19 protein-coding genes are annotated in these 22,452 nt (G+C 54.6%); 9 read left to right on the top strand and 10 right to left on the bottom strand.

The window, feature by feature from the left end:
• Positions 1–64: 64 nt before the first annotated feature.
• The 5 genes from yjdN (at position 65) to yjcO (ending at position 5,628) form a co-directional block, all read left to right on the top strand.
• Positions 65–508, top strand: coding sequence for a VOC family metalloprotein YjdN (gene yjdN / locus NA986_RS21435; RefSeq protein WP_001131305.1), 444 nt, complete (start codon positions 65–67; stop codon positions 506–508).
• Between the two features lie 151 nt (positions 509–659).
• Positions 660–1,094, top strand: coding sequence for an aminoalkylphosphonate N-acetyltransferase (gene phnO / locus NA986_RS21430; RefSeq protein ID WP_198889122.1), 435 nt, complete (start codon positions 660–662; stop codon positions 1,092–1,094).
• Between the two features lie 257 nt (positions 1,095–1,351).
• Positions 1,352–2,260 (top strand): lipid A hydroxylase LpxO, encoded by a 909-nt coding sequence (lpxO, locus tag NA986_RS21425; protein ID WP_000457035.1) that lies wholly within the window; start codon positions 1,352–1,354, stop codon positions 2,258–2,260.
• Between the two features lie 354 nt (positions 2,261–2,614).
• Complete coding sequence (locus NA986_RS21420) at positions 2,615–4,762, top strand: formate dehydrogenase H subunit alpha, selenocysteine-containing (protein ID WP_011233236.1); 2,148 nt, start codon at positions 2,615–2,617, stop codon at positions 4,760–4,762.
• Between the two features lie 176 nt (positions 4,763–4,938).
• Positions 4,939–5,628, top strand: coding sequence for a Sel1 family TPR-like repeat protein YjcO (yjcO, locus tag NA986_RS21415; protein WP_000803307.1), 690 nt, complete (start codon positions 4,939–4,941; stop codon positions 5,626–5,628).
• A gap of 157 nt (positions 5,629–5,785) precedes the next feature.
• Here yjcO and gltP read toward each other — a convergent pair whose 3' ends face one another.
• From gltP to nrfA, 7 genes are all read right to left on the bottom strand, one after another.
• Positions 5,786–7,096 (bottom strand): glutamate/aspartate:proton symporter GltP, encoded by a 1,311-nt coding sequence (gene gltP / locus NA986_RS21410; protein ID WP_000793278.1) that lies wholly within the window; start codon positions 7,094–7,096, stop codon positions 5,786–5,788.
• Between the two features lie 344 nt (positions 7,097–7,440).
• On the bottom strand, positions 7,441–8,061 hold the full coding sequence (nrfG, locus tag NA986_RS21405; RefSeq protein ID WP_000083232.1) for a heme lyase NrfEFG subunit NrfG: 621 nt from the start codon (positions 8,059–8,061) through the stop codon (positions 7,441–7,443).
• Positions 8,058–10,280 carry a heme lyase NrfEFG subunit NrfEF gene (gene nrfEF / locus NA986_RS21400; protein WP_023215914.1) on the bottom strand — a complete coding sequence of 741 codons (2,223 nt, stop codon included), beginning with the start codon at positions 10,278–10,280 and terminating at the stop codon, positions 8,058–8,060. Before nrfEF ends, nrfG begins: the two co-directional genes overlap by 4 nt.
• Entirely contained in the window at positions 10,273–11,229 is a 957-nt protein-coding gene (gene nrfD / locus NA986_RS21395; protein WP_023215913.1) for a cytochrome c nitrite reductase subunit NrfD, read from the bottom strand. Before nrfD ends, nrfEF begins: the two co-directional genes overlap by 8 nt.
• Positions 11,226–11,897 carry a cytochrome c nitrite reductase Fe-S protein gene (gene nrfC, locus NA986_RS21390; protein ID WP_023215912.1) on the bottom strand — a complete coding sequence of 224 codons (672 nt, stop codon included), beginning with the start codon at positions 11,895–11,897 and terminating at the stop codon, positions 11,226–11,228. The genes nrfD and nrfC overlap by 4 nt, the downstream gene beginning before the upstream one ends.
• Positions 11,894–12,460, bottom strand: coding sequence for a cytochrome c nitrite reductase pentaheme subunit (gene nrfB / locus NA986_RS21385; RefSeq protein ID WP_023215911.1), 567 nt, complete (start codon positions 12,458–12,460; stop codon positions 11,894–11,896). Before nrfB ends, nrfC begins: the two co-directional genes overlap by 4 nt.
• A 44-nt stretch (positions 12,461–12,504) precedes the next feature.
• Complete coding sequence (nrfA, locus tag NA986_RS21380; RefSeq protein WP_000101777.1) at positions 12,505–13,941, bottom strand: ammonia-forming nitrite reductase cytochrome c552 subunit; 1,437 nt, start codon at positions 13,939–13,941, stop codon at positions 12,505–12,507.
• A 431-nt stretch (positions 13,942–14,372) separates the two neighbouring features.
• Here nrfA and acs point away from each other — a divergent pair, with 431 nt between their 5' ends.
• The 3 genes from acs (at position 14,373) to actP (ending at position 18,537) form a co-directional block, all read left to right on the top strand.
• Positions 14,373–16,331, top strand: coding sequence for an acetate--CoA ligase (gene acs / locus NA986_RS21375; protein ID WP_000083877.1), 1,959 nt, complete (start codon positions 14,373–14,375; stop codon positions 16,329–16,331).
• A 245-nt stretch (positions 16,332–16,576) separates the two neighbouring features.
• The gene (locus NA986_RS21370) at positions 16,577–16,891 is read left to right on the top strand and encodes a DUF485 domain-containing protein (RefSeq protein WP_023215910.1); all 315 of its coding nucleotides are present in this window, start codon (positions 16,577–16,579) and stop codon (positions 16,889–16,891) included.
• Entirely contained in the window at positions 16,888–18,537 is a 1,650-nt protein-coding gene (gene actP / locus NA986_RS21365; protein ID WP_000832536.1) for a cation/acetate symporter ActP, read from the top strand. The genes NA986_RS21370 and actP overlap by 4 nt, the downstream gene beginning before the upstream one ends.
• 38 nt (positions 18,538–18,575) lie before the next feature.
• Here actP and NA986_RS21360 read toward each other — a convergent pair whose 3' ends face one another.
• Both NA986_RS21360 and NA986_RS21355 read right to left on the bottom strand, forming a co-directional pair.
• Positions 18,576–19,265, bottom strand: a complete 690-nt coding sequence (locus NA986_RS21360; protein WP_001651258.1) for an LrgB family protein — start codon at positions 19,263–19,265, stop codon at positions 18,576–18,578.
• The gene (locus NA986_RS21355) at positions 19,258–19,668 is read right to left on the bottom strand and encodes a CidA/LrgA family protein (protein WP_000257347.1); all 411 of its coding nucleotides are present in this window, start codon (positions 19,666–19,668) and stop codon (positions 19,258–19,260) included. The genes NA986_RS21360 and NA986_RS21355 overlap by 8 nt, the downstream gene beginning before the upstream one ends.
• 103 nt (positions 19,669–19,771) lie before the next feature.
• Here NA986_RS21355 and NA986_RS21350 point away from each other — a divergent pair, with 103 nt between their 5' ends.
• The gene (locus NA986_RS21350; RefSeq protein WP_000354959.1) at positions 19,772–20,659 is read left to right on the top strand and encodes a LysR family transcriptional regulator; all 888 of its coding nucleotides are present in this window, start codon (positions 19,772–19,774) and stop codon (positions 20,657–20,659) included.
• A gap of 94 nt (positions 20,660–20,753) precedes the next feature.
• Here NA986_RS21350 and NA986_RS21345 read toward each other — a convergent pair whose 3' ends face one another.
• The gene (locus tag NA986_RS21345; RefSeq protein WP_023215909.1) at positions 20,754–22,400 is read right to left on the bottom strand and encodes a Na+/H+ antiporter; all 1,647 of its coding nucleotides are present in this window, start codon (positions 22,398–22,400) and stop codon (positions 20,754–20,756) included.
• Between the last annotated feature and the right edge of the window lie 52 nt (positions 22,401–22,452).

Genomic DNA, 22,452 nt, shown 5'->3' with positions numbered 1-22,452 from the left:
ACCGACAATATTGTGCCAATTTCGAACTACACTTAACGAGCATCTCTTACCTGAGGTAACCATCATGCCGTTAAGTCCCTATCTCTCTTTTGCCGGCAACTGTGCCGACGCCATCGCGTATTATCAACAAACGTTAGGCGCAGAACTGCTTTATAAACTCAGCTTCGGTGAAATGCCCCCCTCGGCGGCGGATAACGAAGAGGGCTGCCCGTCAGGAATGCGCTTTCCCGATACTGCTATCGCCCACGCCAACATGCGCATTGCCGGCAGCGATATCATGATGAGTGATGCCAGCCCGTCGGGAACGGCGCATTATTCCGGCTTTACGCTGGTGCTTGATACCCAGGATGTAGCAGAAGGGAAGCGCTGGTTTGATAACCTTGCCGCACAAGGGCAAATCGAAATGGACTGGCAGGAGACTTTCTGGGCGCAGGGTTTCGGCAAGGTCAGCGATCGTTTCGGTGTGCCGTGGATGATTAACGTGGTTAAACATCAGCCTGCCACCTAACTCCCCGGGAGGCTCGCCCTCCCCCTTGCCATCAGAGTGATCTTTGGCTGCACGTTATCCGCCGTTTAACTGCCATAGAATAAATAATGACGGTAGTTTGCTACAGTCTGTCGAAAGATGGTTGATCCTGATGAAGCGTCGGGAGGACATTATGCCAGTCTGTGAATTACGCCACGCGACAACAGAGGATACCGATTCTGTTTACGCGCTTATCTGTGAGTTACTTAAAAATGAGCTTGATTATCAGGCTTTCAGGGATGGATTTGCCGCTAATTTACTGGCCCCCAACGTTCATTATCGTTTAGCGCTGCGCAACGGAGAGGTAGTCGGCATGATCAGCCTGCATATGCAGTTTCATCTCCATCATGCCAACTGGATTGGCGAAATTCAGGAGCTGGTGGTATTACCGCCGATGCGGGGACAAAAAATTGGCAGTCAGCTTCTGGCCTGGGCAGAAGAAGAAGCACGTCAGGCGGGCGCCGAGCTAACGGAGCTTTCCACAAATATTAAACGCCGCGATGCACACCGTTTTTATCTTCGCGAAGGTTACAAGCAAAGTCATTTTCGGTTTACGAAAGCATTGTGATCTGGCAGCCGTCATCGGGAGATAAGGCATAACGTAATCAACCGTCACCGGGTGAAGTAGCGGAGTCATCTCAATTCTACTGTCGGCAAGCCTGGATAAAGGTTAAACGGGCTGACTCGCTTCTTTAGCAAAAATGGCCCTTTTAAGTTGTAGAAATGTAAATTTATTGTCAACGAACTACACTTTTCTCTTTGGCATCACCGGGAGGGTTGCCTGAAAATCCCGGGATGAGGTTTTCTTAGAAGGACAGTGACGTTATGTTCGCAGCAATCATTATCGGTATTTTTATTATCAGCGTCATTTATGCGCATTCACGCGGGGTGGAAAAACAAAAACTTTCCCGTCAGCTCTTTGACCACTCGACGTTTATGGCGCCGATCAATATGTTCATGACTCGCTTCTCAACGTTACCGGCAAAGCAGCCGTACTTTGATACCACGGCATTTCCAGAGCTGCAGAAGCTGACGGAAAACTGGCAGGTGATTCGTGAAGAGGCGCTACGGCTTCAGCATCACATAAAAGCCGCGCAGTCCAATAACGACGCCGGATTCAACACCTTTTTCAAGCGCGGCTGGAAACGGTTTTACCTTAAATGGTATTCCGATGCCCACCCGTCGGCGGAAACGTTATGCCCGATAACGACAAAGCTGGTCAACAGCATCCCCTCTATCAAAGCGGCGATGTTCGCCGAGTTGCCTCCCGGAGCCTATCTGGGAAAACATCGCGACCCCTATGCCGGTTCAGTACGTTACCATCTTGGATTAAGCACACCGAATGACGACCGCTGTTTTATTGAAGTTGATCGACAGCGCCATAGCTGGCGCGACGGCGAAGCCGTCATCTTCGACGAAACCTACGTTCATTGGGCGGAAAATAAAACTGAGCAGACGCGTATTATCCTCTTTTGCGATATTGAGCGTCCAATGAAATGGCGCTGGGCGCAGAGCGTAAACCACTGGGTCGGCGCATCGTTGATGTCCGCCGCCAGTTCGCCAAACGACGAGAACGATCGCACCGGTGCGATTAATCGCATCTTTAAATACGTTCACGCAGCACGCGATGCCGGGCAACGGCTGAAAAAGAAAAACCGCACTCTCTATTACGCGCTGAAATATCTCGTTATTGCCGCTATTTTTGCCGCGATAATCCTTTTCAGCCTCCTCTGAAGCCGGGCCGCGGTATGGAACTGCCTGCCGCGGCCTGTTCTATCCTGGCGTTAGTCTCAACGCGTTCCCTGGCCTTGAATCTATCCATCCGGGTAATTTCCACTTCAGGCAGAGCAGATTGCCGGATGGCGGCTCCGCCTTATCTGGCCTGCGCTCCGCGTTTCTCCCCATAATAAATGTCATGCGGCATTTTCTTTCGACACGTCAAAACTGACGATAGCCTGTTTTTCGTCAGGGTTTTGAGCAAAATTCGCCCGTAATATCAGGGAAAGCCCATACTAAAAAAGTGGCATAAAACATGCATACTGAGGGCGACAGCGCGTATGCGCGATTTGATTAACTGGAGCGAAACCGATGAAAAAAGTCGTCACGGTTTGCCCGTATTGCGCATCAGGTTGCAAAATCAATCTGGTGGTCGATAACGGCAAAATCGTCCGGGCTGAGGCGGCGCAGGGGAAAACCAACCAGGGTACCCTGTGTCTGAAGGGCTACTACGGCTGGGATTTTATTAATGATACCCAGATCCTGACCCCGCGCCTGAAAACCCCAATGATCCGTCGCCAGCGTGGCGGCAAACTGGAATCTGTTTCCTGGGATGAAGCGCTCAATTACGTCGCTGAACGTTTGAGCGCCATCAAAGCGAAGTACGGTCCGGATGCAATCCAGACAACCGGCTCCTCTCGCGGTACCGGAAATGAAACCAACTATGTAATGCAAAAATTCGCACGCGCCGTTATTGGTACCAATAACGTTGACTGCTGCGCTCGCGTCTGACACGGCCCATCGGTTGCAGGTCTGCACCAATCGGTCGGTAACGGCGCAATGAGTAATGCGATTAACGAAATTGATAACACTGATTTAGTGTTCGTCTTCGGGTATAACCCGGCGGATTCCCACCCTATCGTGGCGAATCATGTGATTAACGCTAAACGCAACGGGGCGAAAATTATCGTCTGCGATCCGCGCAAAATTGAAACCGCGCGCATCGCTGACATGCATATCGCGTTGAAAAACGGCTCGAATATCGCGCTGCTCAACGCCATGGGGCATGTCATTATTGAAGAAAACCTGTACGACAAAGCGTTTGTCGCCAGCCGTACCGAAGGTTTTGAAGAGTACAGTAAGATTGTCGAAGGCTATACGCCGGAGTCCGTCGAAGAGATCACTGGCGTGAGCGCACAGGAAATTCGTCAGGCGGCGCGGATGTATGCCAGCGCGAAAAGCGCAGCGATCTTGTGGGGTATGGGCGTCACCCAGTTCTATCAGGGTGTGGAAACCGTGCGTTCACTGACCAGCCTCGCGATGCTGACCGGCAACCTCGGCAAGCCAAGCGCGGGCGTTAACCCGGTTCGCGGCCAGAACAACGTTCAGGGTGCGTGCGATATGGGCGCGCTGCCGGATACTTATCCGGGCTACCAGTACGTTAAGTTCCCGGAAAACCGCGAGAAGTTCGCTAAAGCCTGGGGCGTAGAAAGTCTGCCTGCGCATACCGGCTATCGCATCAGCGAGCTGCCGCACCGTGCGGCGCATGGCGAAGTGCGCGCGGCGTACATTATGGGTGAAGATCCGCTGCAAACCGATGCGGAACTCTCTGCAGTACGTAAAGCGTTTGAGGATCTGGAACTGGTCATCGTGCAGGATATCTTCATGACCAAAACCGCGTCGGCGGCGGATGTGATTTTACCCTCCACCTCCTGGGGCGAGCATGAAGGCGTCTTCTCTGCGGCTGACCGTGGCTTCCAGCGCTTCTTTAAAGCCGTTGAACCGAAGTGGGACCTGAAAACCGACTGGCAGATTATCAGTGAAATCGCCACCCGGATGGGCTATCCGATGCACTACAACAACACCCAGGAGATCTGGGATGAGTTGCGTCATCTGTGCCCGGATTTCTACGGCGCCACTTACGAGAAAATGGGCGAGCTGGGCTATATCCAGTGGCCATGCCGCGACACGTCGGATGCCGATCAGGGAACCTCGTACCTCTTTAAAGAGAAGTTCGATACCCCCAACGGCCTGGCGCAGTTCTTCACCTGCGACTGGGTAGCGCCTATCGATAAACTCACCGAAGAGTACCCGATGGTACTGTCGACGGTGCGCGAAGTCGGCCACTACTCCTGCCGCTCAATGACCGGTAACTGTGCGGCGCTGGCCGCGCTGGCCGATGAACCGGGCTATGCGCAAATCAATACCGCCGACGCCGCGCGTCTGGGCATTGAAGATGAAGCGCTGGTGTGGGTTCATTCGCGCAAAGGCAAAATCATCACCCGCGCGCAGGTCAGCGATCGCCCGAACAAAGGGGCAATTTACATGACCTACCAGTGGTGGATTGGCGCCTGTAACGAGCTGGTGACTGAAAACCTCAGCCCGATTACCAAAACGCCGGAGTACAAATACTGCGCCGTACGCGTTGAGCCGATCGCCGATCAGCGAGCCGCCGAGCAGTATGTGATTGATGAGTACAACAAACTGAAAACCCGCCTGCGCGAAAGCGCAATGGGTTGATCTGCCGGATGGCGGCATCAGAATGCTTTATTCGGCCTGCGTCTACTGTAGGCCTGATTAGATGCATTAGCATCGCCATCAGGCATTTTCCCTATAACAGCCTCCGCCCGGAGGCTGTTTTTTTATCCATACGATCTCTTTATACTGTCTTTTCCGTACCCTAAATAAAATTCAAAATGAAACCACTTCTTGCATTGATGTTGTTTATGACATTCTTTGCCCATGCCGCAGATCCTGAGCCGGGTAGCCAGTATTTGCAGGCAGCAGAGGCAGGTGACAGACGCGCGCAATATTTTCTGGCCGACAGTTGGTTGAGCTATGGCGATTTGAACAAAGCTGAATACTGGGCGCAAAAAGCCGCCGACAATGGCGACGCCGACGCCTGCGCGCTACTGGCGCAAATCAAAATCACTAATCCTGTAAGCCTGGATTATCCCGACGCGAAAAAGCTGGCTGAAAAGGCGGCTAACGCGGGCAGTAAAGCGGGCGAAATTACGCTGGCGCGGATCCTGGTCAACACCCAGGCCGGGCGTCCGGACTACCCAAAAGCCATCTCGCTGCTGCAAAAGGCCTCTGAAGATCTGGATAACGACTCCGCGGTGGATGCGCAAATGTTGCTTGGCCTGATTTACGCCAACGGCGTGGGCATTGCCGCCGATGATGAAAAAGCCGCCTGGTATTTCAAACGCAGTTCCGCCATTTCCCGTACCGGCTATTCAGAATACTGGGCGGGAATGATGTTTTTAAACGGTGAACCGGGCTTTATTGAAAAGAACAAGCAGAAGGCGTTGCACTGGTTGAATCTAAGCTGTCTGGAAGGGTTTGATACCGGTTGCGAAGAGTTCGAAACGCTAACAAATGGCTGATGTTTATTGTCGGATGAACGTAGTCGTTGTAGGCCTGATAAGCGTAGCGCCATCAGGCAACCCGGAGCAGGTTGTCGGATGGCAGCGTGAACGCCTTATCCGGCCTACATTCTCTTTCGCTGTAGGCCGGATAAGCAAAGCGCCATCCGGCAATCCGTTATTGGGCGGTTTTATCAAATTTGCCCAGCACGTCGCGCTCGTAGGCCAGCGCTTTTTTGCGGTCAAACTTGTGTTCCCACTTGGCGATCACCAGCACCGCCAGCGCATTCCCCACCACATTTAGCGCAGTACGCGCCATGTCGAGGATACGGTCGACACCGGCGATAAACGCCAGCCCTTCCAGCGGAATGCCCACGCTGCCCAGCGTCGCCAGTAACACCACGAAGGAAACGCCAGGCACGCCGGCAATCCCTTTCGACGTCACCATCAGCGTCAGCACCAGTACAATTTCCTGCCACAGCGACAGGTCGATACCATATAGCTGCGCGATAAAAATGGCGGCGATGCTCTGGTATAACGTGGAGCCGTCGAGGTTAAATGAGTAACCGGTCGGTACCACGAAACTGGTGATAGAGGCTGGCGCGCCGTAAGCTTCCATCTTCTCGATAATGCGCGGCAGCACGCTCTCGGAGCTGGCGGTCGAGTACGCCAGAATCAATTCATCTTTCAGAATGCGAATCAGAATCCAGATACTTAACCCGCACAGGCGCGCCACGATGCCCAGCACTACAAGCGCAAAGAAGATAATGGCAAAGTGTACCAGCAGCACCAATTTCGCCAGCGGCCACAGCGACGCGAAACCAAAATTCGCCACCGTGACGGCGATCAGCGCAAAAACGCCCACTGGCGCATAGCGCATCACCATATGGGTGACTTTAAACATGGTCTCAGAGATGGAACGAAATACCGTCACCAGCGGTTCGCGGTGCGTTGCCGGCAGGGATGACAACCCCAGTCCAAACAGGACCGAGAAAAAGATAATTGGCAGCATATCCCCTTTGGCCATCGATGCGATGATATTGGTCGGCACCAGCGACAGTATCGTCCCCATCAGCCCATGCGCATGACTTTGTACTTCCGCCGTGGTGTTCTGGTATTTCGAAATATCGACGGTCGCCAGTTGCGACATATCAATGCCTGAGCCTGGCTGAAAGACATTCGCCAGCGTAATGCCGAGGATAATCGCCACCGTGGTGATCAGTTCAAAATAGAGAATGGTTTTGGCGCCGATACGGCCTAGCTGTTTTGCATCGCCAACGCCGGCGATGCCGACAATCAGAGTCGAGATCACGATCGGCACGACGATCATTTTAATCAGATGGATAAAAATATCGCCAGCAGGCGACAGCAGGTTGGCAATCAGCCATTCACGACTGTCACTGTGATAATGCAGATAGCTGCCCAACAGAATGCCCAGCACCATAGCCAGCAAAATTTGCCAGGCCAGGCTGACTTTCAAATTTTTCATAACAACAGACTTCCTCGATGAAGCGTTGCTCTCCGCCGAAAGCATGAGAGCAATACATACTGAAAGGGTATGATTTGTGTTGCGTTGGTTTGTAGAGTTTTTTAACGCGCATAATCAGTATCATTTGCATAGCGTCTTGCGCAACCCTTTCATAACAGGGCTTTTGGCTGTTTTTATGCATAATAACGCGAGTTTATGGCGTTAATGATGAATAACTATTTGTTATGGAAAGTTTTTTACTTCGTCAAAAACGAATAATACACTGAGGTAATTAATTTTTACTTGTGTCTCATTCGCCGTTTTTTTAAACAGCACACATGACAAAAGTCACAAAAAAGAAAAAATTATTTCTGCCGATTTTGTAACAATTTAGCCAAATTAATGGCCTCTACCAGCTGCGCGCGGTTCACTCGCGGCGAGTTGGCATCCAGTAAGGTTTGCCACAGCGACACGGCTTGCGCATAATCCGCCTGCATAAACGCATCCGCCGCCAGCAGCATCTGCGCGGTCACTTCTGTTGCATCCAGCGCTAACGCTTTATTAATCATTTCACGCGTCGCAGGCGTCATATGTTGCCCGGCCTGGTAATACAGCACCGTTGCCAGCGCGGCGAAAAGCTGCGCGTTATCGCCTCGCAGACGCAACGCCTGACGATATGCCAGCAGCGCATTGTCATACGCATTGCGATAGAGATAATACTCGCCCAGCCGCGCCCATTGCTCGCTATCCTGCGGATTGGCGCGGATTTTTTCTTGCAGCCTGGAAAGCTGCGCCTCTGGCGTTTGCGGGTTCGTAAAGTCACGTAGCGGATCGGCCAGACGCTGTTGCTCGCTACGCACAGCCTGCCATTTCGGCGTCAACAGATAGCCGCCGACACAGGCAGCCACCATCAACACCGCCGCAGCCGCCAGACGCTTTACGGGCATGGGACGTAACGGCGCAGTGGAGTGTTCAGACTGGCTCATTGTTCCCCCTCTCCTGCGTGCTGACGCTTTCTCACCCGCCAGACTACCACGCCCACCAGCAATAACAGCAGGTACGGCAGCGCCCACAACAGCAGCGTTTGCTCATTCAACGGCGGGTTGTAGCGCACGAAATCACCATAACGGTCGGTCATCCAGGCGGTGATTTCCGCTTCGCTTTTACCTTCGGCCACCATGCTGTAAACCTGATGGCGCATACTGACCGCCACGGGCGCATTGGATTCCAGCAAATTCTGGTTCTGACACTGCGGACAGCGCAGTTGACTGGCAATAGATAGCGCTTTTTCCTGCTGTTGTGGATTGTCAAAGCGCCAGGTATCCACCACCTGGGCGTGGGTGCTAAAAGGCAGAAAAATCAGAAAAGCCACAAGTAACATCGTCTTGCCGGATGGCGGCGTAAACGCCTTATCCGGCCTACCATGCTTTTCACTCGTAGGCCTGATAAGCGCAGCGCCATCAGGCAATAACTCAGGATGCTTCCTCCCCCGCCATCCGCTCAGCAGCGCTCCACACACCATCAACAATCCCCCTCCCCAGATCCAGCGCACGCCGGTCTGCACGTATAAGCGCATGGCGTAACGATCCGGTCCGGTTTTTTCGCCCATCACCGCGTACCAGTCATGTAGCAGGTTCCAGTGAATCCCCGGCTCCATCATCTGTTGACGACGCGCGGCATAGAAGCGCCTTTCAGGCTGCAGACTGCCAATGCGTTTTTCATTCCGCCACAACGTGATCCGCGCTTTTTCACTGGTGTAGTTGCCTTTGGCTTCCAGATCCAGACGCTCAAAGCGGAAAATGTAGCCCGCCAGTACCACCTGCTGACCGGGGCTGAGGTTAAGGCTGATTTCATGCCGACTGCCGCTGGAAACCATGATCCCGGCGGCGAAGATAAATACGCCCGTATGCGCCAGCAACGCCGGAAGCTGACGATGCACAGAGACTTTGCGGCTTCTGATTGTCGCCAGCACGATAACCACCAGCATCAGCAGGCCAAACGGCAGCGTGACGCGATTAAAATAGGGCGCGCCCACCGAAAGCCTTCCCCAGCCCATCAAACCATAAATCATGGGGTAGAGCGTCCCGACCAGCACGATCAACAAGACGGCGCTAAAGAGCAGCAGCGTCGTCAGAATGAGCGTTTCGCACTTTCCGCCGCCCAAACGCGTCGCCGGATACGGCTCCCGCGCCCGCCAGCCGTACAGAGCAAGCGATGCCAGACTTAACGCGGCAAAAAGGGTAAACAGCGGCACCGCGCGCACGTTATCTAACGCAAAAGCATGTACCGAAACAAGAATGCCGGAACGCACAATCAGCGTTCCCAGCAACGAGAGGATCAGCGTCAGTATCGCCAGCAGCAACGACCAGTGACGGAAGCTCCCGCGCTGGCGGCTGACATACAGACTGTGCAGCAACGCGCTGGCGGCAAGCCACGGCAACAACGAGGCATTTTCCACCGGGTCCCAGAACCACCAGCCGCCCCAGCCCAGTTCGCAATACGCCCACCACGATCCGAGAATAATCCCCAGCGTCAGAGCGCACCAGCCGGGTAACGCCCAGCGCCAGCACACCCAGGCGGTTGCCGCGTTAAAGCCGCCGCACAGTAGCGAGGCCAGCGCTACGCTCGCCGCGGTCATCAGGCCGCCATAACCCAGATAGAGCAGCGGCGGATGTAAGATCAGCCCCAGATGTTGCAGCATGGGATTAAGGTCGCGCCCTTCCATGGCGGGAGGGAAAATACGCAGGAACGGATCGGACCACAGCACAATAAATAGCAGCAGCGAAGCCATAATGAGGGACAAGATGCTCAGGGTCAGCGGAAAAAGCGCGTCAGATTCATGCCGGGAGCGCCAGGCGAATAGCGCCGTCCATCCCGAAAGAAGCAGCGCCCACAGCAGGAGCGAGCCTTCATGACCGCCCCATACCGCCGCCAGTTTCAGTCCCCATGACAACTGACTATGGCTATGCTGCGCAACATAAACGACCGAAAAATCGCTGGTCAGAAAACAGCTAACCAGAATCGCAAACGCCAGTAGCAGCAGCGTGAACGCCGTCCACGCGCCGCAGGTCGTCAGGCGCATGACGCCGCGCCAGTGCAGCCCCATCCCGCACCACGTCGCCAGCGGGGTCAGCACGTTGACCCCGAGACCCAACAACAGCGCCAGAAATCCGGCTTCAGGAAGGAAGATGTCCAGATTATGCAACCGTTAGCTGTCCCGCATAAAGAATGAAAAAGCGCAGCAACAGCACGCCGGTCAAACTGGCGCCGCAAACGGCCAGCACGCCGTGAAACGTGACGCTACGGTTTGCCCAGGGCTTCAGCAGCAGCGGGATAATCAATCCCAGCCCTACGACCCCAAGCCAGAACCACCAGCTCCAGAATCCGCCGCCCAGCGCCGCCGCCAGCGCGCGCATTTTGCCGTCATCGCCCAGCGCCAGCCCGATAAAAAAGGCCGCCAGCAGGAAGATCTCCAGCCATACCACCGGGGTTTCCATGCGATGTACAAAGCGCGCCTCGGTGCTGTGCGGGTTGCTACGATGGCGTAACGCCATAGCGATCAGCGCCACCGCCGCGCCGGAGGAAATTCCAGAGAACAGGAATAGTACCGGCAGGATCGGGTTATTCAGGAACGGATAGGATTTCAGCGCCGACAGCAGAAAGCCGGTGTACGCCCCGAGCAGGACCGCCAGCACCAGCATTAACGTCTCCAGCGCGCGATGAAACGGCGTTATTAGCGCCAACACTTTCTGCACGATCTCTAACCGCGGCAGCCAACGCTGCTGCAGGGCAATCACCTCTTTTTCAAAGATTTTCGCCAGCCACAGCACCAGCACTACCATGTACAACTGGAACAGCATCACCCCCATCGACATCACCGAGGTAAAGCTGTAGTGGAACATCAGCTTCCAGAAGGTCCATGGCCGCGTCAGGTGGAAGACCAGAATCAGCAGACCAAGAATAATCGCCCCCGGCCCTAACACCAGCGTAGTGCGCAGCAGCGTACTGTCCGAACCGCCCGCCTCCGGATGGAAGCGGCGCAGCAGAATCGCCAACGTAACCAGTCCGGCGGAGATGCCAATCAGAAACAGATAGATGGCGATGGGCCAGTCCCACACCAGTGATGCAAAATGAAATGCAGAAGCGCATGTCATTGGCTCACCTCCCCATAGTTAAAGGGAACGCGGTAGACCTTCGGTTTTGTGCCCAGCGCCAGCTTGTAACGATAGGTGATTTTTTGCCGCAACAAACGGGAGATATCGCTGTTGGGATCGTCCAGATTACCAAACGTCAGCGCCTTCGTCGGGCATGACTCAACGCAGGCGGGCTGTTTGCCCGCTTTCAGGTTGGTTTTCCGGCAGAAATCGCATTTATCCGCCGTCTTACTGACCGGATGGATAAAGCGCACGCGGTAGGGACACGCGGCAATGCAGTACTGGCAGCCGACGCAAAGGTCCGGGTTCACGTCGACAATACCGCTGGCGGCATCGCGGAATGATGCGCCGGTCGGGCAGACGTCAACGCAGGGGGCATGGTCGCAATGCTGGCACGAGTGGCGGAAGAAGCGATATTTCACATCAGGAAACGTCCCCTGCGGCTCGCTGCGAATAATCGTCAGGCGCGATACGCTGTCCGGCACGTTGTTGACTTCCCGACAGGCATCCATGCAGGCCGTGCAGCCGATGCATAATGACTCATCGTGTACCATGCCATAACGCACGCCATTAATATTCAACGTGTTCGCTACAACGCGTCCTGCCATCCCACTGACCGCCGCCAGCGCGCCGACGCGGGTAATAAATTGACGTCGGGTGCAACTCATGGCTGCTCCTTAAGCAACGGAACGGACGCCGGATTAAAGTGCGGGTTAGTACGCTGATCGCTGTGGCAATCGACGCAAATCTTGATCCGTCCTTTATCGCTTAGCGTCTGCATCGTGTCTTGCTGCGGATGCAGGGAATGGCAACTGGCGCAGGTCACTTTAGTAACATGAACATCGTGCGGCCAGAACGCTTTTTGCAGTTGTTCAGGCAAGTGGCAGGACATACAGACGCTGTTCTGCTGATCTACCGTATACATCGGGTCGTTAAAACGCATCACATCTTTCACCCCTTCACGGTGGTGAAGCGACGGTTGACCGTGGCAGTTGGTACAGGTTATCGGCAATTTATTGTTCGGGTTGATAGCGCCCGTATGTTTACCGTGCATACCTTCGGTGTCCGGTTTGTGACAGTCCAGACAGGCAGCATCCGGATTACGCTGCTGGGTGACCGTCCAGCGTTGATCCGACTCCTGCGGCGTTGGCGTGGCAGTAATTCCACTCAGGCTCCAGAACAGGCCTGACGCCAGCACCCCAGCAGTTAATAACGAACGTAATACGCTCATATTCACTCCGTTGAGTTATCCGCCCCTTATGGGGCGGAATGGGGTTATTGGCTTAACAGACCGTTTTTACGCGCCTGATCTTCCCACTGCGGTACGACCGTTTTCAGGAAGTCCTGCTTCTCCGCGTTGATTTGTTGCATATTCAAACCAATCGCTTTCTGCGCCTTCTCTTTCGTTGAAATATCCGGCAGCGGAATTTCATGGGTAATACCTTTGGTCGCCAGCAGTCGCGCCAGTTTAGTACGGGCATCCGCGGCTTTATCCATCGCGCTACCTAACATCCGTAGACCTTCTTCCGGGGCATGCATATGAATACCGTGTGACGCAATCGCCAGATCCCAACGCCACTGCGCGTGGCGAATATCGTTCAGAATCGGTTTCATTTCCGCGTCTGTCGCCCCCGCATCCCATGCGGCTTTCGCTTCGAAGTGCGCATGTACCAGCTGATCTTCAACCTTGATTTTCAGGTCATGAATCGCCTGTTTACGCTCGGCGACCACTTTTTGCAGGGACGCTTTGTCCTGGGTGTGGCAGTTGGCGCAGGTTTGCGCGAAATTGTCGAACGGGTTGCCGATTTTATGGTCGGTGTAGAGCTTGCCTTCGGCGTTCTGTACTTTCGGCATGTGGCAGTCGATACAGGTCACGTTGTTCCTACCGTGAATGCCCGCGCTCCAGGTTTCATATTCCGGGTGCTGCGCTTTGAGCATCGGGGTTTTCGACAGAGAGTTAGTCCAGTCAGAGAAGGCGATAGTGTCGTAGTATTGCTCCATATTTTCGACCTTCATGCCCTCATCCCACGGGAACTTAACGGCTTTGTTTTTACCGTCAAAGTAGTACTCCACGTGGCACTGACCGCAGACCATCGATTGCTGATCAAATCGTCCCGCTTTATCAAACGGTTTGCCGATAGCCTCCATCGCCCGTTCGGCATAGGGGCGCGACAACGTTAACGCTGGCTTCCCCTGGGCGAAATCGTCCGACGCGGTGTTATGACAGTCGGCACAGCCCAAATCGTTGACAATTTCCGGGCCGCCGCGCGCCCATTTGCCATGGAAGTAGCCGTCTTCGCCTTCTTGTTGGATAAGGCGCGCGACATCGGGGCTTTTACAGCTCCAGCAGGCCATCGGCAGCGGGCCGTCTTCCGCCGTTTTTGGCGCGCCGGTACGCAGCGTTTCGCGCACGTCGGTTACCGCATACGCGTGGCCGCGTGGTTTGTTGTAATCACGGGAGAAGGGATAGCCCGCCCACAGGATCACCAGACGAGGGTCTTCCGCCAGCGCATCTTCACGGGCAGACTGTTCTGACGTCGCTTTCCATGACTGATATTGGTCGGGGTGTTGAGGCGCGAACGTTTCATTTTTCGCTTCAACAGTAACGGTTTTTGCGGATTCAGGCGTTTGCTCAGCGTAAACAGAGGTAATGAAGAAAAAAGGAAATATAAGGCTGAAGAAACGGCGTGCGCGTAGTGTTTTCCTTGCCATAGAGGTCTCATCCAGATTGCGCCATTATCTTTAATGGCGATTTTTTATCGTTTTCCATAACAGCAACCGCACAAATACTGTTATTACATTGATCTCCTCTATGTGTAACAAATAACCACACTTAAAATGTTGTCTTTAATCAATTGTAAGTGTATGTAAAATACCACTTTAGAGTTAGTAACCTGGACAAAACTCCCTCTCTTTTCTGATTTCCGGACACGGATCACTTTTTTAAAAAATTTCATATAACGTCATGTTATCCCGAAAATTTATCTAATTTTGCGGGACACAATCAAAAAATAGATTGCTGCTTATTTGCACAGTTCCCTTTTTGCGTGATCTGTCGCCCAAATACTAAACAAAACTTATTAAGACCCTACATTTAACGTTTATGCGACATATTATTAACATCCTACAAGGAGAACAACAGCATGAGCCAAACACATAAACACGCCATTCCCGCCAACATTGCGGATCGTTGCCTGATAAATCCAGAGCAGTATGAGACTAAATATAAACAGTCTATTAACGACCCCGATACGTTTTGGGGCGAACAGGGAAAAATTCTCGATTGGATCACGCCGTACCAAAAAGTGAAAAACACCTCCTTTGCGCCAGGCAATGTGTCGATTAAATGGTACGAGGACGGCACGCTGAATCTGGCGGCGAACTGTCTTGACCGCCATTTGCAGGAAAATGGCGATCGCACCGCCATTATCTGGGAAGGCGATGACGCGTCGCAGAGTAAACATATCTCTTATCGCGAACTGCATCGCGATGTCTGCCGTTTCGCGAATACGCTGCTGGATCTGGGCATTAAAAAAGGCGATGTGGTAGCGATTTATATGCCGATGGTGCCGGAAGCGGCGGTGGCAATGTTGGCCTGCGCCCGCATCGGTGCGGTGCATTCGGTGATCTTCGGGGGCTTCTCGCCGGAAGCCGTCGCCGGACGCATTATCGACTCCAGTTCGCGGCTGGTGATCACCGCTGACGAAGGTGTACGTGCCGGACGCAGTATCCCGCTGAAAAAGAATGTCGATGACGCGCTGAAAAACCCGAATGTCACTAGCGTTGAGCATGTGATCGTCCTGAAGCGCACCGGCAGCGACATTGACTGGCAAGAAGGCCGCGACCTGTGGTGGCGCGATTTGATTGAAAAAGCCAGCCCTGAGCACCAGCCTGAAGCGATGAATGCCGAAGATCCGCTGTTTATCCTTTATACCTCCGGCTCCACCGGCAAGCCGAAAGGCGTGCTGCACACCACCGGCGGTTATCTGGTCTACGCCGCGACCACCTTTAAGTATGTCTTTGATTATCACCCTGGCGATATTTACTGGTGTACCGCCGATGTGGGTTGGGTGACGGGGCACAGCTATCTGTTGTATGGCCCGCTGGCCTGCGGCGCGACCACCTTAATGTTTGAAGGCGTGCCGAATTGGCCAACGCCCGCTCGCATGTGCCAGGTGGTCGACAAACACCAGGTCAACATTCTCTATACCGCCCCGACGGCCATCCGCGCGCTGATGGCGGAAGGCGATAAAGCCATTGAAGGCACCGACCGTTCTTCACTACGCATTCTGGGTTCCGTCGGCGAGCCGATCAATCCCGAAGCGTGGGAATGGTACTGGAAGAAGATCGGCAAGGAAAAATGTCCGGTCGTCGACACCTGGTGGCAGACTGAAACAGGCGGTTTTATGATCACGCCGCTACCGGGCGCTATCGAACTGAAAGCCGGTTCCGCCACCCGTCCTTTCTTTGGCGTACAGCCTGCGCTGGTGGATAACGAAGGCCATCCGCAAGAAGGCGCGACGGAAGGCAATCTGGTCATCACCGATTCCTGGCCGGGCCAGGCGCGCACTCTGTTCGGCGATCATGAACGTTTTGAGCAGACCTATTTCTCTACCTTTAAGAATATGTATTTCAGCGGCGACGGCGCGCGTCGCGATGAAGACGGCTATTACTGGATCACCGGTCGCGTGGATGACGTGTTAAACGTCTCCGGCCACCGTCTGGGTACGGCGGAAATCGAGTCAGCGCTGGTGGCGCATCCGAAGATCGCCGAAGCGGCGGTGGTGGGTATTCCACACGCTATCAAAGGCCAGGCGATTTACGCTTATGTGACGCTCAACCACGGCGAGGAGCCGTCGCCAGAACTGTACGCGGAGGTGCGCAACTGGGTACGTAAAGAGATTGGCCCACTGGCGACGCCGGACGTTCTGCACTGGACCGACTCACTGCCAAAAACCCGTTCCGGCAAAATTATGCGCCGCATTTTGCGCAAAATCGCGGCGGGCGATACCAGCAATCTGGGCGATACCTCGACTCTCGCCGATCCTGGCGTGGTGGAGAAACTGCTCGAAGAGAAGCAGGCCATCGCGATGCCGTCATAACCATAAATGCCGGATGGCAACGCGAAAGCGTTTTATCCGGCCTACGACCCTACCCCTGCCCTCTCTCAAACCGGGAGAGGGAAATATAAAAAACCCTCCCCCAAAGGATTTCGTGTTACAGGAAGGCGGCAAGCGAGCACACCCTCAGCAGCATAGTTCAAGTTCACTATGTGGCTGGGGCGCGCGAGTGCGGCCAACGCGCCTGTAGCGCGAAAGACGCAGGGGGACCTCTGGAGAGCTCTGTGATGAATGACAAAATTTATCAGCGGATAGAAGACAGTGCGCGTTTCAGGGAATTAGTTGAAAAACGGCAACGGTTTGCCACGATTCTGTCGGTTATCATGCTGGCGGTTTATATCAGCTTTATTTTACTGATCGCCTTCGCGCCTGGCTGGCTGGGCACGCCTCTACATGCGGGAACCAGCGTCACCCGAGGAATTCCCATTGGCGTCGGGGTGATTGTGATTTCTTTTGTGTTGACCGGAATTTATATCTGGCGGGCGAATGGCGAATTCGATCGTCTTAATAACGCCGTACTGCATGAGGTGAAAGCATTATGAAGAGAGTTCTGACGGCGCTCGCCGCCGCTCTCCCCTTCGCCGCTCATGCGGCGGATGCCATTAGCGGCGCGGTTGAACGCCAGCCCACCAACTGGCAAGCGATTATCATGTTTTTGATTTTCGTCGTGTTTACGCTCGGTATTACCTACTGGGCCTCTAAACGCGTACGTTCCCGTAGCGACTACTACACGGCTGGCGGCAATATCACCGGGTTCCAGAACGGGCTGGCGATTGCCGGCGACTATATGTCCGCCGCGTCATTTCTCGGCATTTCCGCTCTGGTGTTTACCTCCGGTTATGACGGGCTGATCTATTCGCTGGGCTTCCTTGTCGGCTGGCCAATCATCCTGTTTTTGATTGCCGAGCGCCTGCGTAATCTGGGACGTTATACTTTTGCTGACGTTGCCTCTTATCGCCTGAAACAGGGGCCAATCCGTATTCTTTCGGCCTGTGGCTCCCTGGTAGTGGTGGCGCTTTATCTCATCGCCCAAATGGTCGGCGCCGGTAAACTGATTGAACTGCTGTTCGGCCTCAACTATCACATCGCCGTAGTGCTGGTCGGCGTGCTGATGATGATGTACGTGCTGTTCGGCGGGATGCTGGCGACAACGTGGGTGCAAATTATCAAAGCCGTCCTGTTGCTGTTTGGCGCCAGTTTTATGGCCTTTATGGTGATGAAACACGTCGGCTTTAGCTTCAATAATCTGTTTACCGAAGCCATGGCGGTACACCCGAAAGGCACAGCGATTATGAGCCCAGGAGGGTTGGTACAAGATCCGATTTCGGCGTTGTCGTTGGGTCTGGGGCTGATGTTCGGCACCGCCGGCTTGCCGCATATTCTGATGCGTTTCTTTACGGTCAGCGATGCCCGCGAAGCGCGCAAGAGCGTGTTCTATGCCACCGGTTTTATGGGCTATTTCTACATTCTGACCTTTATTATCGGCTTCGGCGCTATCATGCTGGTGGGGGCGAATCCCGCCTATAAAGATGCCGCGGGCGCGCTGATTGGCGGCAATAACATGGCGGCGGTGCATCTGGCCAACGCGGTAGGCGGTAACCTGTTCCTCGGCTTTATTTCGGCAGTGGCGTTTGCCACCATTCTGGCGGTGGTCGCCGGTCTGACGCTGGCGGGCGCATCGGCGGTGTCGCATGATTTGTACGCTAACGTGTTCCGCAAAGGCGCAACCGAACGTGAAGAGCTGAAGGTGTCGAAAATCACCGTCCTGGTGCTGGGCGTGATCGCCATTATCCTCGGCGTCCTGTTTGAAAATCAGAACATCGCCTTTATGGTGGGCCTGGCATTTGCTATCGCCGCGAGCTGCAACTTCCCCATCATTCTGCTTTCCATGTACTGGTCAAAACTGACCACGCGCGGCGCTATGCTGGGCGGCTGGTTAGGTTTACTGACAGCGGTGGTGCTGATGATTCTTGGCCCTACCATTTGGGTGCAGATCCTCGGCCACGAAAAAGCGATCTTCCCGTATGAGTATCCGGCGCTGTTCTCTATCAGCGTGGCGTTCCTGGGGATCTGGTTCTTCTCGGCCACCGATAACTCGGCAGAAGGCAACCGTGAACGTGAGCAGTTCCGCGCTCAGTTTATCCGCTCCCAAACGGGATTCGGCGTACAACAAGGGCGTGCGCATTAATCTTACCGTTTCCTCCGGCCCTGTGGGTCGGAGGAAAATCAGAACATCACCCTCGCCACCAGCGGGGCTGCCAGCACCATCACCACGCCGGACAGCATCATTACCAGACTGGCGACGACGCCCTCCTGCTGACCAAGTTCATAGGAACGCGCCGTGCCTGCCCCATGTGACGCCGCGCCGAATCCTGCCCCTTTTGCCATGCCTTCCCGGATAGAGAGACGCAAAAATAGCGCGTCGCCGACCGCCATGCCAAACACGCCAGTGACGACCACGAACAGCGCCACCAGATCCGGCTGCCCGCCCAGGGGTTCTGCCGCCGCCAGCGCAAACGGCGTAGTAACGGAACGTACCGCCAGACTACGCTGAATCTCATCCGATAACGTGAACAGACGCGCCAGCCAAACGGAACTGGTGACCGCCACCACCGTCGCCGTCACTACGCCCGCGGTGAGCGACATCCAGTGACGTTTGATAATCGCGAGGTTATCGTACACCGGCACCGCAAAGGCAATGGTCGCCGGGCCGAGCAGCCACAATAGCCAGTGCGATTCGCCAATATAGTTTTGCCAGGAGATATGACCGAACACCAGCATTAACACCAGCAGTGCCGGCGTCAACACTAATGGCATCAACGGCAGTTTGCGAAAACGGCGATACAGACGCTTATTGGCGAAGTAAATTCCCAGCGTAATCACCAGGCACAGTATGCTTAACTGAACGTTATTCACGGTTTAGCCTGCTCATCTCATAGCGATACACTTTATCCACCACCCACGCCGTCGCGCCGAGTACCATTAAGGTACTGATCGCTATCACCGAGAAAATGCGCCAGCCGTCCACCAGTAACAGATGGGCATAGTTCACTACCGCCACGACGGCGGGAACAAAGAATAACAGCATCTCCGCCAGCAGCCAGCGTGCGCCTGCGCGTACCCAGCTAAGCGGAATAATCCGGCAAACGATCAGCGCCAACATAAGCACCATGCCGACCAGATTCGCGGGCAACGGCAGGTGCAGCCAGGAGACAAGATATTGGGAAAAAATGAATAAACCTGCATAGAGCAGTACCTGAACCGGTACCTGGAGTCGTTGCACAACGGCAGGCGTAACGCGGCTTATCGCCACAGCCATGAGGGAATGTCCTGAAAAATAATACGGAGCGCCAGTATAGAGAACCTCCGTCACGGGCAGAAATGAATTAAAATCATTGCAGGCATAGTCGGAAGGAATAATCATGGATATCAGAACGCTGCGTTATTTTGTCGAGGTGGTGCGCCAGCAAAGTTTCACCCGCGCAGCGGAGAAGTTATTTGTCACCCAGCCCACCATTAGCAAGATGCTGAAAAATCTTGAAGATGAGCTTAACTGTACGCTACTGATCCGCGACGGACGTAAGTTATTGCTGACCGATACCGGACGCGTGGTGTTTGAACGCGGTCTGGCGATCCTCGCTGAGTTCCGCCAGTTAGAGGCTGAGTTGAGCGATATTAACCATCTCAATAAGGGCGTGCTGCGGCTGGGTATTCCCCCGATGGTCGGCATGTTGATGGCCGGGCCAATCAGTTTGTTTCGACAACGCTACCCTGGCGTTGAACTCAAAATTTCGGAGTTTGGCGGCCTGACGGTACAGCAGGCGGTAATGAATGGCGAGCTGGATGTTGCGATGACCGCGCTCCCGGTGGAAGAAGCAAGCGGGCTGACGACGTTATCGCTGTTCAGTCATCCGCTGTGCGTGCTGGTTCCCCGTTCCGGTCAGTGGACAAGCTGCGACTCCATCGCGCCTGAAGCTCTGGCGGAGCATCCTCTTCTTATCTATAACGAAGACTTTGCCCTGAGCCGCCAGTTGATGACCTTATTTAGCCAGCATGACGTAAAACCACGGATTGCCGTGCGCAGCGGGCAATGGGATTTTCTCGCCGCCATGGTGCAAGCGGGCGTCGGCATCGCCATTTTGCCGGAGCCGATTTGTCAGCGTCTGGATAAGGCCACGCTGCGCTGGCTACCGCTGGAAAGCGATCTCCGCTGGCAGTTAGGCATGATTTGGCGAGAGGGCGTGTATCTGTCGCACAGCGCCCGGGCATGGTTAACCTGTTGCGAAGGGTTTTGGCTGAAACAACCGTAAACCATGGGTTAAAACCCTTGCCGGATGGCGGCGCAAGCACCTTATCCGGACTACTTGTAGGCCCGGTAAGCATGGCGCCACCGGGCCACAAGGACTACTGATTTTCTATCAGTAGCGCTTCCATCAAATCCAGGTCGTGCAGCAGCTTTTGCAATGTTTCATTGCTGATTTCTCGCGTGGCGCGCAGATGATACAACTCGGCGCGTTCGGAACGCAGCGCCGCCAGACGGAAACGTCGCTCCAGGTTTTCTTCCTGTATGGAGCTTTCGACATCGTTTCGCCCATCGGCACGGCGACGCAAGTTACCAATGACACGCGAGCTTACTTCAGTAAGCAACTGATTATCGATGTTTTCTTCAGTATCCGCCGCCAGACGCTCTTCCATTTTCTGAATGGCGACAATCGCCACTTCCGCCGTCGCCGCGCGGGCGATACGCTCCTCTTTCAACTGTTGCGCATGATCGGCGACTTCCAGATGTTGCAACAGCAGCGGCAGCATGATCACGCCGACAAATAACGAGAACAGAATGACGCCAGCCGCCAGGAATACCAGTTCATAACGCGCCGGAAATCCGCTGCCATCCGGCAAAAGTAACGGTATAGAGAGCACACCAGCCAGGGTGATCGCCCCACGAACGCCAGCGAAGGAAGCAATCAGAATTTCACGCGACGTCCAGCTGGCGAACTCCATCGGTTTCTTCTTCAAAAAGCGTAGGCTGAACTTTTTCATGGTCCACAGCCAGCCGAAGCGAACCAGCATCAATGCTGCATAAATCAGCACGATATCGGTAAAAAGCATCCAGGTTTCGACATTCGGGTCAGCTTCCGCCGCCGCCAGCGAAGATTCCAGAATACCCGGCAATTGCAGTCCCAACAGCAGAAAGACCATACCGTTAAAGACAAATTCCAGCATCGCCCAGGTACTGTTCGCGCGCAAACGCATTGCCAGCGGCGCGCGGCGCATTACGCCAGAACGGGTGATGGTCATCCCGGCGGCAACCGCGGCCAGGATGCCTGAGACGCCAATATGCTCGGCAATCAGGTAAGACGCGAAGGGCAGCAGAAACAGCAGGACAATTTGCGTCGCGGGTTCATCGCCGCCCCAGCGGCTCAAAAAACGCAGCGAGCGGCCATACAGCCAACTGACCACAAAACCCGCCAGAATACCGCCGATAGCGACCTTAAAAAATTCCAGCGTCGCGCCGCCGACGGTAAAGACCATCGTCCCCATCGCCACCGCGACGGCGAATTTCAGCGATACCAGACCGGAGGCGTCGTTCATTAACGCCTCTCCCTGCAGAATGCCCATGATTTTTTTCGGGATGCGCCCCTCGCCCACAATTCCGGAGAGCGCTACCGCATCGGTCGGCGACAGCACGGCGGCCAGTGCAAAGGCGGGGAGCAGCGGAATGCCGGGCACCAGCCAATAAATCAGGAAGCCGATTCCCACGACCGTTACCAGGACCAGCGCCAGCGCCAGCCCGAAAATCTCTCGTCCATGCTCAAGAAATTCACGGGTCGGCGTCTTCCAGCCATCCGCAAACAGCAGCGGCGGAATAAACAGCACCAGGAAGAGTTCCGGGTCGAATTCCACATGCAAACCAAACGTCGGCCACGCCAACAGCGCGCCAATGGCGATCTGCATAAGGGGTAAAGGAAGCTGGAAGGGTAATACACGCGTAAATACCCCCGACAGCGAGACCACAAGGGTCATGATGAGTATTGTGAAGAAAATTTCCATGCGTTCCCTGTTTGCGATGTTTTTTATGATGGAGAGAGGCATCATGCCTCGG

Origin of the sequence: Salmonella sp. NW177, from assembly GCF_051811585.1 — a bacterium.
In the GTDB taxonomy this organism is placed as follows: domain Bacteria; phylum Pseudomonadota; class Gammaproteobacteria; order Enterobacterales; family Enterobacteriaceae; genus Salmonella; species Salmonella enterica.
This window is presented reverse-complemented; position numbering and strand designations above follow the sequence as displayed.

Bases quoted from the DNA above. Each gene is read 5' to 3' on its own strand.
- acs (WP_000083877.1), top strand. From the start codon at position 14,373: ATGAGCCAAACACATAAACACGCCATTCCCGCCAACATTGCGGATCGT.
- yjcO (WP_000803307.1), top strand. From the start codon at position 4,939: ATGAAACCACTTCTTGCATTGATGTTGTTTATGACATTCTTTGCCCAT.
- NA986_RS21350 (WP_000354959.1), top strand. From the start codon at position 19,772: ATGGATATCAGAACGCTGCGTTATTTTGTCGAGGTGGTGCGCCAGCAA.
- nrfA (WP_000101777.1), bottom strand. From the start codon at position 13,941: ATGGCAAGGAAAACACTACGCGCACGCCGTTTCTTCAGCCTTATATTT.
- actP (WP_000832536.1), top strand. From the start codon at position 16,888: ATGAAGAGAGTTCTGACGGCGCTCGCCGCCGCTCTCCCCTTCGCCGCT.
- NA986_RS21345 (WP_023215909.1), bottom strand. From the start codon at position 22,400: ATGGAAATTTTCTTCACAATACTCATCATGACCCTTGTGGTCTCGCTG.
- phnO (WP_198889122.1), top strand. From the start codon at position 660: ATGCCAGTCTGTGAATTACGCCACGCGACAACAGAGGATACCGATTCT.
- nrfG (WP_000083232.1), bottom strand. From the start codon at position 8,061: ATGAGCCAGTCTGAACACTCCACTGCGCCGTTACGTCCCATGCCCGTA.
- yjdN (WP_001131305.1), top strand. From the start codon at position 65: ATGCCGTTAAGTCCCTATCTCTCTTTTGCCGGCAACTGTGCCGACGCC.
- nrfB (WP_023215911.1), bottom strand. From the start codon at position 12,460: ATGAGCGTATTACGTTCGTTATTAACTGCTGGGGTGCTGGCGTCAGGC.
- nrfC (WP_023215912.1), bottom strand. From the start codon at position 11,897: ATGAGTTGCACCCGACGTCAATTTATTACCCGCGTCGGCGCGCTGGCG.
- NA986_RS21370 (WP_023215910.1), top strand. From the start codon at position 16,577: ATGAATGACAAAATTTATCAGCGGATAGAAGACAGTGCGCGTTTCAGG.
- lpxO (WP_000457035.1), top strand. From the start codon at position 1,352: ATGTTCGCAGCAATCATTATCGGTATTTTTATTATCAGCGTCATTTAT.
- NA986_RS21355 (WP_000257347.1), bottom strand. From the start codon at position 19,668: ATGGCTGTGGCGATAAGCCGCGTTACGCCTGCCGTTGTGCAACGACTC.
- gltP (WP_000793278.1), bottom strand. From the start codon at position 7,096: ATGAAAAATTTGAAAGTCAGCCTGGCCTGGCAAATTTTGCTGGCTATG.
- nrfD (WP_023215913.1), bottom strand. From the start codon at position 11,229: ATGACATGCGCTTCTGCATTTCATTTTGCATCACTGGTGTGGGACTGG.